The 10,405-nt window shown below is 68.0% G+C and carries 14 protein-coding genes; 10 read left to right on the top strand and 4 right to left on the bottom strand.

Annotated features, from left to right (window positions below):
• Nucleotides 1-118 precede the first annotated feature (118 nt).
• A complete protein-coding gene (locus AWC14_RS16995) occupies nt 119-859 on the bottom strand; it encodes a DUF2275 domain-containing protein (RefSeq protein WP_085241368.1) in 741 nt (246 codons plus the stop codon).
• A gap of 123 nt (nt 860-982) precedes the next feature.
• On the opposite strand from AWC14_RS16995, the gene AWC14_RS16990 reads away from it, so the two are divergent.
• From AWC14_RS16990 to AWC14_RS16975, 4 genes are read left to right on the top strand one after another with little or no spacing between them, the layout of a single operon-like run.
• Nucleotides 983-1,294, top strand: a complete 312-nt coding sequence (locus tag AWC14_RS16990; protein WP_045381446.1) for a PE family protein — start codon at nt 983-985, stop codon at nt 1,292-1,294.
• Nucleotides 1,291-2,835 (top strand): PPE family protein, encoded by a 1,545-nt coding sequence (locus AWC14_RS16985; protein WP_045381448.1) that lies wholly within the window; start codon nt 1,291-1,293, stop codon nt 2,833-2,835. The genes AWC14_RS16990 and AWC14_RS16985 overlap by 4 nt, the downstream gene beginning before the upstream one ends.
• 3 nt (nt 2,836-2,838) lie before the next feature.
• Nucleotides 2,839-3,132, top strand: coding sequence for a type VII secretion system protein EsxG (gene esxG / locus AWC14_RS16980; RefSeq protein WP_045381518.1), 294 nt, complete (start codon nt 2,839-2,841; stop codon nt 3,130-3,132).
• A gap of 18 nt (nt 3,133-3,150) precedes the next feature.
• Nucleotides 3,151-3,441 carry a WXG100 family type VII secretion target gene (locus AWC14_RS16975; protein ID WP_045381451.1) on the top strand — a complete coding sequence of 97 codons (291 nt, stop codon included), beginning with the start codon at nt 3,151-3,153 and terminating at the stop codon, nt 3,439-3,441.
• 4 nt (nt 3,442-3,445) lie between these two features.
• On the opposite strand, the gene AWC14_RS30225 is transcribed toward AWC14_RS16975, so the two are convergent.
• Nucleotides 3,446-3,595, bottom strand: a complete 150-nt coding sequence (locus tag AWC14_RS30225; RefSeq protein ID WP_081968213.1) for a DUF732 domain-containing protein — start codon at nt 3,593-3,595, stop codon at nt 3,446-3,448.
• A 2-nt stretch (nt 3,596-3,597) separates the two neighbouring features.
• On the bottom strand, nt 3,598-3,744 hold the full coding sequence (locus tag AWC14_RS28765; protein WP_156419196.1) for a hypothetical protein: 147 nt from the start codon (nt 3,742-3,744) through the stop codon (nt 3,598-3,600).
• A gap of 104 nt (nt 3,745-3,848) precedes the next feature.
• Here AWC14_RS28765 and AWC14_RS16965 point away from each other — a divergent pair, with 104 nt between their 5' ends.
• Genes AWC14_RS16965 through lpqB form a run of 4 tightly spaced genes read left to right on the top strand, consistent with a single transcriptional unit; the run spans nt 3,849 to nt 8,633 of the window.
• Nucleotides 3,849-4,481 (top strand): dTMP kinase, encoded by a 633-nt coding sequence (locus tag AWC14_RS16965; protein WP_045381454.1) that lies wholly within the window; start codon nt 3,849-3,851, stop codon nt 4,479-4,481.
• A gap of 53 nt (nt 4,482-4,534) precedes the next feature.
• The gene (gene mtrA / locus AWC14_RS16960) at nt 4,535-5,221 is read left to right on the top strand and encodes a two-component system response regulator MtrA (protein WP_015354856.1); all 687 of its coding nucleotides are present in this window, start codon (nt 4,535-4,537) and stop codon (nt 5,219-5,221) included.
• Nucleotides 5,218-6,876 carry an MtrAB system histidine kinase MtrB gene (gene mtrB, locus AWC14_RS16955; protein WP_045381460.1) on the top strand — a complete coding sequence of 553 codons (1,659 nt, stop codon included), beginning with the start codon at nt 5,218-5,220 and terminating at the stop codon, nt 6,874-6,876. Before mtrA ends, mtrB begins: the two co-directional genes overlap by 4 nt.
• Nucleotides 6,876-8,633 (top strand): MtrAB system accessory lipoprotein LpqB, encoded by a 1,758-nt coding sequence (lpqB, locus tag AWC14_RS16950; RefSeq protein WP_045381463.1) that lies wholly within the window; start codon nt 6,876-6,878, stop codon nt 8,631-8,633. Before mtrB ends, lpqB begins: the two co-directional genes overlap by 1 nt.
• A gap of 26 nt (nt 8,634-8,659) precedes the next feature.
• On the opposite strand, the gene AWC14_RS16945 is transcribed toward lpqB, so the two are convergent.
• Nucleotides 8,660-9,544, bottom strand: coding sequence for an SDR family NAD(P)-dependent oxidoreductase (locus tag AWC14_RS16945; RefSeq protein WP_045381466.1), 885 nt, complete (start codon nt 9,542-9,544; stop codon nt 8,660-8,662).
• A gap of 240 nt (nt 9,545-9,784) precedes the next feature.
• Here AWC14_RS16945 and AWC14_RS16940 point away from each other — a divergent pair, with 240 nt between their 5' ends.
• A complete protein-coding gene (locus AWC14_RS16940; RefSeq protein ID WP_052425630.1) occupies nt 9,785-10,087 on the top strand; it encodes a WXG100 family type VII secretion target in 303 nt (100 codons plus the stop codon).
• Nucleotides 10,088-10,181: 94 nt separating this feature from the next.
• Nucleotides 10,182-10,376 carry a WXG100 family type VII secretion target gene (locus AWC14_RS16935; RefSeq protein ID WP_052425721.1) on the top strand — a complete coding sequence of 65 codons (195 nt, stop codon included), beginning with the start codon at nt 10,182-10,184 and terminating at the stop codon, nt 10,374-10,376.
• The last annotated feature ends 29 nt before the right edge of the window (nt 10,377-10,405 follow it).

The following is a 10,405-nucleotide window of genomic DNA, read 5'->3' as shown; positions in this document are numbered from 1 at the left end:
AACGGCGCCCAACCCGCGCTCAGCGCCGCCGCAGCAGCCTGATTTCAGCTCTGAGGTTGACACAGAGGGTGTCATGACCACCCCACCTTAATACGACGCATCGTCGTAGATCGCACCGTCAGGCGGCAGAGCGGTTGACGGGCCACAGGTGGGCGCGACGGCGCGCAGCCGGAGCACGTGGGGTCAGCACCAGCTCGGGCGCCTCGGCGCCGCCGTCGGACTCCGGCTTGGCCGACCCAACCCGCTCCCGGGCCACCAGCAACGCGAACACCAAGCCGATCAGCATCGGCAGGTGGCTGGCGATGCGCGCCGCGGTGACCTGCCCGGTGCAGGCGTCGACGGCCACATAGCCGAGCAGCGCCACCGCAAACGCGCCGGCGATCGCCGCGACGCCGACCGCCGCGGCGGTCCAGATGCCGGCGGCAATCATCGCCACACCCAAGGCCAGGAACCACGCCGTGGACTCGTGCAGCAGGTGTGCCCCCGTCGCGGCGCCATGCGCGTGATGGGACACCAGGCCGAAGTCGATTCCGGCGATTTGAGCCAGTGCCAACGCAACCTGAACCACACCCACCGCAACCAGCCCGCACCGCCGGTAGTCCGACGCCAGCTCCCGCAGCCAGCGGCGATACGGCGGCAGCGGCGCCACGCCGGCGCTCGCCATGATCTGTTCGACCAAGTCCGGTGCACGGCCCGCCTCGACCGAGGACAGCCGACGGGTTTGCACCGCCACCCCGATCAGCCAATCACGGCACTCGTGACACGAACCCAGGTGGGCGTCGACCCGTTGGGCCGGCACCTGCGCAGCCTCACCATCCAACCTTGCCGACAGCGCTTCCCGCGCAACCTCACACCGCATCGCTGTATCGTCGCGCATTCGCGGCCGCCGCACAAAGGCAACCCTGGGAACTAATTCGCGTTGCGCGCCGACCACTTGTAGGTACGCACGATCAACCGGAACTGATCACCGAAAGAGGTATCTGTGTCCCTGCAAGTTGTTCCCGAGGGCCTGACCGCGGCAAGCGCTGCGGTGGAAGCGTTGACAGCGCGGCTTGCTGCTGCGGAGGCCGGTGCGGCCCCGCTGATTTCAGCGGTGGTGCCGCCCGCCATCGATCCGGTCTCGCTGCAGACGGCTGTCGGTTTCAGCGCGTCCGGCAGCGAGCATGGCGTCGCAGCTGCGCAGGGCGTGGAGGAGCTGGGCCGGTCCGGCGCCGGTGTCGGCCAGGCCGCCGCCAGCTACGCCACCGGTGACGCCGCGGCCGCGTCGTCGTACCTGGTTGCCGGCGGGCGATGACGGCGCCAATCTGGATGGCCTTCCCGCCGGAGCTCCACTCGTCGCTGCTGAGCAGTGGCCCGGGGCCGGGGTCGCTGTTGGCGGCGGCCGGGGCATGGTCCTCGTTGAGCGCCGAATACGCTTCTGCCGCAGACGAACTCACCGCGATACTGGCCGGCGCGCAGGCGGTGTGGGAAGGTCCGACCGCGGAAAAGTACGTGGCGGCGCACGGCCCCTACCTGAGTTGGCTGCTGGACAGTGCCGAGAAGAGCACGGTCGCGGCAACTCAGCACGAGACGGCCGCCGGCGCCTATACCGCCGCGCTGGCCAGCATGCCCACCCGGGCGGAGCTCGCGGCCAATCACGCTGTGCACGCGACGTTGGTCGCGACCAACTTCTTCGGCATCAACACCATCCCGATTGCGCTGAACGAAGCCGACTACGCACGGATGTGGGTTCAAGCGGCCACCACGATGAGCACCTATCAGGCCGTTGCGGGATCGGCTCTGGCCGCCGTCCCGCCGACTGTGCCGGCCCCGCAGATCGTCGCGCCGGGCGGTGAAGCCACCTCCGCCACAACGCAATCGGTCGTCACGCAACGGCAAGCCACTGCGGCGGCGACCAGTGGTTCGTCGTGGCAGGACCAGCTTGCGCAGCTGATAACCAACTACAACATGGGGTTCGCCGATCCGCTGGCGAAGCTGTTCTTTCCCAATGGCTATCCCATCGACCCGATGGGATTCGTCAGCACAATTCTGCCGTTCTTTTCCCAAATCCCCGGAATCTCACCAGTCCTCGCCTCTGCACTTGCCTGGTTCGTCTTCCATAATTTGATGCTCGTTCTTGCCCTCGCACAGACGGCTCCGGCATTGCTGATGGCCGCTGTTCCGGCGGTGGCCGGCGCAGCAGTCGCCGGTCTGGCGGGACTGGCGGGGGTGGCCGGCGTGGCCGGAGTCGCCGGCGTGACGGCCCCGCCGGTGGCCGACCTGCCGGCCGTCGCGGTCACCCCGACGCCAATGGGATCCGCGCCGGCGATGTCGACGGCGACCGGCGTCGAAACAAGCGTGAGCAATTCCCCGACGACGTCGAGCGCGGCGACGCCCAGTTCGGCCATGCCCAGCGGTGGGGGACCAGCCGGCGGCGGGCCTGGAGTCGGCTTCGGTCCGACCACGGGAATGACCGAAGGCTTCTACGCGGTGAGTGCGGCGGGATTGTCGGCCCAAAGCAGCGCGAGCAGTCGCGCGCGCAGGGGAACCAAGGATTCGTCGTCGAAGGACGTCGACGCGGAAGCGCCCGCGGCCACGTCGGCTCGCGAACAGGCGCGGGCACGGCGCCGCCGGGCAGCGGCGATGGATCGCGGCCACCGCTACGAATACATGGATTACGAGCCGACGGTGGCATCGGAGCAGGGGGCCGGTCCGTTGGGTTTCGCGGGGACGGTGCGTCGTGATGCGGTGGAGCGGGCCGCTGGGTTGGCGACGTTGGAAGGTGGTGAGTTCGGTGGTGGCCCAAGGGTTCCCATGGTGCCGGGCAGCTGGGTGGTCGACGAGGAAAGGATGTAAGTGATGAGTTTGTTGGATGCCCATATTCCGCAGTTGGTGGCGTCGCAGTCGGCGTTTGCGGCCAAGGCGGGGTTGATGCGCTCGACGATTGGTCAGGCCGAGCAGGAGGCGGTGTCGGCGCAGGCGTTTCATGTCGGGGAGTCGGCGGCGGCGTTTCAGGCCGCGCATGCGCGGTTTGTGGAGGTGGCGGCGAAGGTGAATGCGCTGCTGGATGTGGCACAGGCCAATTTGGGTGATGCGGCGGGCACGTATGTGGCCTCCGATGCCGCCGCGGCGTCCACCTACACCGGGTTCTAAGCGAAAGGGGTTTGTCAGATGTCGCAGATTATGTACAACTACCCGGCGATGTTGGCCCATGCCGGGGACATGGCCTCCTATGCCGCCACGATGCAGGGGTTGGGTGCCGATATCGCCTCTGAGCAGGCGGCGTTGTCGGGTGCGTGGCAGGGCGATACCGGGATGACGTATCAGGCGTGGCAGGCGCAGTGGAATCAGGCGATGGCCGATCTGGTGCGGGCCTATCACGCGATGGCCGGCACGCACGAGACCAACACCACCTCGATGCTGGCCCGCGACCAAGCCGAAGCCGCCAAATGGGGCGGCTAACAAGCTAACCCGGGCAGAGGTGCGTTGTCGCGTCGGCGATGATCCGATTGGCTTGGGCGGCAGAGTAGGGGGCGTTGCCGGCGCGCACGATCGTGTTGGCGACGTCGTCCGGTGAGAGCCCACTGCCGAGGCCGCGACATATCTCGTTGCCCATTGCTATGCGTAGCCGCGGTTGGTGAATCCGATGCCATCGCGGTTGAGCGCGTTGATGTAGCTGTTCTCGTCGGCGGCGGCCAACGGCGCGGTGCCGATGGCGGTGGCCGCGAGGACACCACCGAGAACCGCGGCGAGGTGTTTGCGCATTGTGTGCCTCTTTGTGGGAATTGGGGTCTCCGAGTGTAGTGAGCCGCGAGCGGACGGGTCAGCAGATGCACAAATCGTCGGACGACGCAGATAGGCTCGCGTCAGTGTTGATCGCGATCGAAGGCGTCGACGGCGCCGGCAAACGGACGCTGTCGAACGGGTTGCGCGCAGCATTCGAGGCGGCCGGCAAGTCGGTGGCCGCCTGCGCGTTCCCGCGCTACGGGCAATCGGTGGCCGCCGACGTCGCGCACGAGGCGCTGCACGGGCAGCACGGCGACCTCGCATCGTCGGTGTATGCGATGGCGATGCTGTTTGCGTTGGACCGCGCCGGCGCCGTCGAGCACATCCGCGGGCTGTGCCGCGACCACGACATCGTCATCCTGGATCGCTATGTGGCATCCAACGCCGCCTACAGCGCGGCCCGCCTGCACCAGGACGCCGACGGCGAAGTGGCGGCCTGGGTGCACGAGATGGAATACCAGCGGTTGGGCCTGCCCATGCCGGATTACCAAGTGCTCCTTGATGTTTCGGCTGAAGTGGCCAGCCAGCGCGCCCGGCGGCGGGCTGATCAGGAAGCCGGCCGACAGCGCGACTCCTACGAACGCGACGACGACCTGCAGCGTCGAACCGGCGCCGTGTACGCCGGCTTGGCCGCCGCCGAGTGGGGCGGGCGCTGGCTGGTGGTGGACGCCGACGTCGACCCCGCGGAGCTTGCTGCCCGGCTGGGCGGCCGCTGAACTGGAAGAAACACGGGTGTGGGAACTGAGTTTTGTCGCGAACTGGTGACACCATGGACACCATGAGGCAAAGGATTCTCGTCGTCGACGACGACGCTTCGCTGGCCGAGATGCTGACCATCGTGCTGCGCGGCGAAGGTTTCGACACCGCGGTCATCGGTGACGGCACCCAGGCGCTCACCGCAGTGCGCGAGCTGCGTCCCGACCTGGTGCTGCTGGACCTGATGCTGCCCGGCATGAACGGCATCGACGTGTGCCGGGTGCTGCGCGCGGACTCCGGCGTGCCGATCGTCATGCTGACCGCCAAGACCGACACCGTCGACGTGGTGCTGGGCCTGGAGTCGGGCGCCGACGACTACATCATGAAGCCCTTCAAACCCAAGGAGCTGGTGGCCCGGGTGCGGGCGCGGCTGCGCCGCAACGACGACGAGCCCGCCGAGATGCTGTCCATCGCCGACGTCGACATCGACGTGCCCGCCCACAAGGTCACCCGCAACGGCGAGCAGATCTCGCTGACGCCCCTGGAATTCGACCTGCTGGTGGCGCTGGCACGCAAACCCCGCCAGGTGTTTACTCGTGATGTGCTGCTCGAACAGGTGTGGGGATACCGTCACCCAGCGGACACCCGCTTGGTGAACGTGCATGTCCAGCGTCTGCGGGCCAAGGTCGAAAAAGACCCGGAGAACCCGACCGTTGTCCTGACCGTTCGAGGAGTGGGATACAAGGCCGGACCCCCGTGATCTGGGGCTCGCGGCGACGCATTCGCGGTCGTTGGGGCCTGTCTGGCCCACTGATGCGGGGCATGAGTGCGTTGAGTCGAGCCGTAGCCGTCGCCTGGCGCCGTTCGCTGCAACTGCGGGTGGTGGCACTGACTCTCGGAATGTCCCTCGCCGTCATCTTGGCGCTCGGCTTCGTGCTGACCAGCCAGGTCACCAACCGGGTGCTCGACGTGAAGGTCCGCGCGGCCATCGAACAGATCGAGCGGGCCCGCAGCACGGTCAGCGGCATCGTCAGCGGCGAGGAGGCGCGCTCGCTGGACTCCAGCCTGCAGCTGGCCCGCAACACGCTGACGTCCAAAACCGACCCGACGTCGGGCGCGGGGACGGCCGGCGCGTTCGACGCGGTGCTGGTGGTGCCCGGTTACGGTCCCCGGCCGGCGGCCGCGGCCGGGCCCGTCGACCAACTGCCCGGCGCGCTGCGCGAATTCGTCAAGGCCGGGCAGGTGGCCTACCAGTACGCGACCGTGCACACCGAGGGCTTCTCCGGGCCGGCGCTGGTGATCGGCAGCCCGGCGTCGTCGCGGGTGACGAACCTGGAGCTGTACCTGATTTTCCCGCTGGCCAACGAGCAGAGCACGATCGCGCTGGTGCGCGGCACGATGACCACCGGCGGCGTGGTGTTGCTGGTGCTGCTGGCCGGGATTGCGCTGCTGGTCTCCCGCCAGGTGGTGGTGCCGGTGCGGGCGGCCGCGCGCACCGCTGAACGGTTCGCCGAAGGCCATCTGTCCGAGCGGATGCCGGTGCGCGGCGAGGACGACATGGCCCGGCTGGCGGTGTCGTTCAACGACATGGCCGAAAGCCTGTCGCGCCAGATCGCGCAACTCGAGGAGTTCGGTAACCTGCAGCGCCGGTTCACCTCCGACGTCAGCCACGAGCTGCGCACACCGCTGACCACCGTGCGCATGGCGGCCGATCTGATCTACGACCACAGCGAGGACCTCGATCCGGCGCTGCGGCGCTCCACCGAATTGATGGTCAACGAACTGGACCGCTTCGAGACCCTGCTCAACGACCTGCTGGAGATCTCCCGCCACGACGCCGGCGTGGCCGAATTGTCGGTCGAGGCAGTCGATTTGCGCTCCACGGTCAACAGTGCGCTGGGCAATGTCGGCCACCTGGCCGAGGACGCCGGCGTCAAGATGATCGTCGACATGCCGCCCGAGGAAGTGATCGCCGAGGTCGACTCCCGTCGCGTCGAGCGCATTCTGCGGAACCTGATCGCCAATGCCATCGACCACGCGGAGCGCAAGCCGGTGCGGATCCGGATGGCCGCCGACGAGGACACCGTCGCAGTCACGGTGCGCGACTACGGAGTTGGGCTGCGGCCCGGCGAGGAGAAGCTGGTGTTCAGCCGGTTCTGGCGCTCCGACCCGTCGCGGGTACGCCGATCCGGCGGGACCGGGCTGGGTTTGGCGATCAGCGTCGAGGACGCACGGCTGCACCAGGGCCGACTGGAGGCGTGGGGCGAACCAGGTAAGGGGGCCTGCTTCCGGCTGACGCTGCCGCTGGTGCGCGGGCACAAGGTCACCACCAGCCCGCTGCCGATGAAACCCATTGACCGCGACCGCAACGAACGTCAGGTCCGCCAACGCGAGCACGCGGAAAGGGGCGCGTGATGCGGCGGCTGGCCGCGCTGTTGCTCGTGGCGGCCGTCCTGACGGGCTGTGCCGGTGTGCCCAGCTCGTCGGCGCCGCAGGCCATCGGCACCGTCGAGCGGCCCGCGCCGTCGAACCTGCCCAAACCGACACCGGGCATGGATCCCGACCTGCTGCTGCGCGAATTCCTCAAGGCCACAGCGGATCCCGCCAACCGGCACCTGGCTGCGCGGCAGTTCCTCACGCAGTCGGCGTCCAACGCCTGGGACGACGCCGGTAGCGCGTTGCTGATCGACCACGTGGTGTTCGTGGAAACCCGTGGCACCGACCGGGTTTCGGTGTCCATGCGGGCCGACATCTTGGGCTCGCTGTCGGATATGGGGGTGTTCGAGACGGCCGAGGGCGTGCTGCCCGATCCCGGTCCGATCGAGTTGGTCAAGACCCCCGGCGGCTGGCGCATCGACCGCCTGCCCAACGGAGTGTTCTTGGACTGGCAGCAATTTCAGGCCACCTATAAGCGCAACACGCTGTACTTCGCCGACCCGACGGGCAAGACCTTGGTTCCCGATCCGCGCTACGTCGCGGTGTCTGATCCGGACCAGCTGGCGACCGAGCTGGTTTCCAAGCTGATCGCCGGCCCGCGTCCGGAGATCGGGAAAGCAGTGCACAACATGCTCGGCCCGCCGGTGCGGTTGCGCGGGCCGGTGACTCGCGCCGACGGCGGCAAAACCGGTGTGGGCCGCGGCTACGGCGGGGCCCGGATCGAATTGGAGACGCCAACGGTCGCCGACCCACACAGTCGGCAATTGCTTGCGGCACAAATCATTTGGACGTTAGCGCGGGCAGATATCAAGGGCCCGTACGTGATCAACGCCGACGGCGCCGCGCTGGACGACCGGTTCGTCGACGGGTGGAAGACCTCGGACGTCGCCGCCACCGACCCGGGTGTGGACGAAGGAGCGGCGGCCGGTGTGCACGCGCTGGTCGGCGGAGCGATGGTGTCGCTGGACGGGCAGCGCTCCACGCCGGTGGCGGGCGCGTTCGGGCGGCCGACGAATCAGAGTGCGGCGGCGCTGTCGCGCAACGGGCACCGGGCGGCGTCGGTGGTGACGCTGCGGCCGGGTGCGCCCGATGCGGAGGCGTCGCTGTGGATCGGCGATCTGGGCGGCGAGGCGGTGCAAGCCGCTGACGGACATAGTCTTTCGCGGCCCAGCTGGTCACTGGACGACGCGGTGTGGGTAGTGGCCGACAGCAACAACGTGCTGCGGGCGATTCAGGAGACGGCGTCGGGGCAGCCGGCGCGCATGCCGGTGGACTCGGCCGCAGTGTCGAGTCGTTTCCCGGGCGCGATCACGGAGCTGCAGCTGTCCCGCGACGGGACCCGGGCCGCGATGGTGATCGAGGGCCAGGTAATTCTGGCCAGCATCGAGCAGACGCAGGCCGGCCAGTTCGCGCTGACCTTCCCGCGGCGGCTCGGCTTCGGGCTGGGATCGTCGGTGGTGTCGCTGTCCTGGCGCACCGGTGACGACCTGGCGGTGAGCCGCACCGACGCCCAGCATCCGGTGTCGTACGTGAACCTCGACGGGGTGAATTCCGATGCGCCGAGCGGCAATTTGCAGCTTCCGGTGTCGACGATCGCGGCCAACCCGTCGACGGTCTACGTCGCCGATCCGCGCGGGGTGTTGCAGCTGTCCGGCTCCGGCGCCGAAGGTCCACAAGGCTGGTTGGGGGTCGCGCCGTTCATGGTGGGCGGCGCCGTGCCGGTGTTGCCGGGGTGAGCTGTCCTGCTGTCAGGCTCTGGTCGTCAAAGGCCCACCAGTTCGGCGCTGCGTTCCCAGGCCCGCCGCTGGTAATCGCGATTCCGGCGGGCGCGCACCGCGGGAAGGTAGCGCAGCCCCGGTGTTGAGGTAAAGAACTGCCCGGTCACGTTCTCCAGTGCCGGATCGACGACCAGACGTACACCCATTCGGGCGCCGACCTCCGGGCGCCGGATCACCCGGGTCGCAGACAATACGCCGGCTGCGCGGGTCAACAGGCGGCTTTCCCGGACCAGGCCGGTCGCGTTGACGCCGGGGCAAAAGCAATTCACCGTGACTCCGCTGCCGTCGAGACGGCGCGCGAGCTCCTGCGTGAACAGGATGTTCATCAATTTCGACTGACCGTAGCGGCGTTCCGAACCGATCGCCCCGTATTCCGTTGGTGCGGCGAGCTTGTCGAGGTCAACCCGTCCGCCGGTGCGGTGCGCCTCCGACGCGGTGACCACGATGCGCGACGGCGCTGCCTTTTGGAGGAGATCGAGAAGCAAGTTCGTCAGCAGGAACGGACCCAGATGGTTGGTCACCATCATCTGGTCCAGGCCATCGACCGTCGGGTGGGCAGACATGTAATGGGCGCCGGCGTTGTTCACCAGCACGTCGATCCGGTCCAACTGATCGTGGATCTGGTCGGCTGCGCGCCGCACGGCGCCCAGGTCGGCAAGGTCTGCCACCACGACGTCGGGCCGCTGCGGCGCTCCCGGTTCTGCGCCGAGTTCGGATGCGACGGCCTCGGCTTTGTTTGCATTGCGGGCGATCAGCGTCAGGTCCCCGCCACGGCGGATCATGGCCCGCGCCAGCTCTTTGCCGATTCCGTCCGTCGCGCCGGTGATCACGATCTTTTTGCCGGTGATATCTCGTTCGTCCGCGCTCATGGGTCTAACTTTCGGCTCGGGGCCCGGTTGTGCTGCGGGCGCATCCACCCTGTTTGAGACATAGAACAACCAGTATCGTGTACCGCTGGTACTGCATAGTCAATAGGGGTTTTCGGGACGTGCGCCGCGCTCAGCCGTTGTCCCTGGTGCAAGTGTGATCAACACTACCTGCGAATTGGTGTCACTTCGCGTTTTGGGGGTGGGGTAGCGTGTTGTGGTCGTTCGTTGCGGGGAGGTGCGATGTCCGAATTGCGGGTGACTCCGGAGCTGTTGGCTCACGCTTCTGCGGAGTTCGGCGCGGTGGCCCAGGAGTTGCGTGCGGGTCTGGGGTCCATCGACGACGAAGTCGGCAAACTGTTGGGTGGCTCCTGGACCGGCGAGGCGTCGTCGTCGTACGACGCGGTGTGGCGGGAATGGCATGAGGGTGCGTCGAAGGTGTTGGGGGGGTTGACGACGATGTCGGCGTTGTTGGCCGATGCCGCGTCGCGGTATGCGCAGACCGATCAGGCAGGGGCGGCGGGTATCGACGGGGCGGGGGTGTAGTGGTGGGTGCCTTCCGGGTGGATCCGGCGGCGTTGTTGGCGGCCGCGGAGCGGATGTCGGCGTTCGGGCAGCATATGGAAGACAAGCTGCTCAGGTGACGGCTCACGAGCGGTTGTTGGGCACTGGGTGGGACGGTGCTGGTGGGCAAGCCCAGGGCGGTGCGCAGCAGCGCTGGTCTGAGGGGGCGGCCGAGATGCGCCGGGCGTTGGCCGACCTGCGTCGTATCGCCGTGGGTGCGCATGAGAATTACCACGGCGCAGCGCAAACGAATATCCGCAACTGGGGCTGACCCCTGGTGGGTGGCTATGAGGTCGACCC

The sequence above is a fragment of the Mycobacterium kyorinense genome, assembly GCF_002101735.1.
In the GTDB taxonomy this organism is placed as follows: domain Bacteria; phylum Actinomycetota; class Actinomycetes; order Mycobacteriales; family Mycobacteriaceae; genus Mycobacterium; species Mycobacterium kyorinense.
This window is presented reverse-complemented; position numbering and strand designations above follow the sequence as displayed.

What these genes read in the sequence shown, in the direction of transcription:
- AWC14_RS16995 (WP_085241368.1), bottom strand. Translation starts at nt 859, where the DNA reads ATGCGGTGTGAGGTTGCGCGGGAAGCGCTGTCGGCAAGGTTGGATGGT.
- AWC14_RS16985 (WP_045381448.1), top strand. Translation starts at nt 1,291, where the DNA reads ATGACGGCGCCAATCTGGATGGCCTTCCCGCCGGAGCTCCACTCGTCG.
- esxG (WP_045381518.1), top strand. Translation starts at nt 2,839, where the DNA reads ATGAGTTTGTTGGATGCCCATATTCCGCAGTTGGTGGCGTCGCAGTCG.
- AWC14_RS16975 (WP_045381451.1), top strand. Translation starts at nt 3,151, where the DNA reads ATGTCGCAGATTATGTACAACTACCCGGCGATGTTGGCCCATGCCGGG.
- AWC14_RS30225 (WP_081968213.1), bottom strand. Translation starts at nt 3,595, where the DNA reads ATGGGCAACGAGATATGTCGCGGCCTCGGCAGTGGGCTCTCACCGGAC.
- AWC14_RS28765 (WP_156419196.1), bottom strand. Translation starts at nt 3,744, where the DNA reads ATGCGCAAACACCTCGCCGCGGTTCTCGGTGGTGTCCTCGCGGCCACC.
- mtrA (WP_015354856.1), top strand. Translation starts at nt 4,535, where the DNA reads ATGGACACCATGAGGCAAAGGATTCTCGTCGTCGACGACGACGCTTCG.
- lpqB (WP_045381463.1), top strand. Translation starts at nt 6,876, where the DNA reads ATGCGGCGGCTGGCCGCGCTGTTGCTCGTGGCGGCCGTCCTGACGGGC.
- AWC14_RS16945 (WP_045381466.1), bottom strand. Translation starts at nt 9,544, where the DNA reads ATGAGCGCGGACGAACGAGATATCACCGGCAAAAAGATCGTGATCACC.
- AWC14_RS16940 (WP_052425630.1), top strand. Translation starts at nt 9,785, where the DNA reads ATGTCCGAATTGCGGGTGACTCCGGAGCTGTTGGCTCACGCTTCTGCG.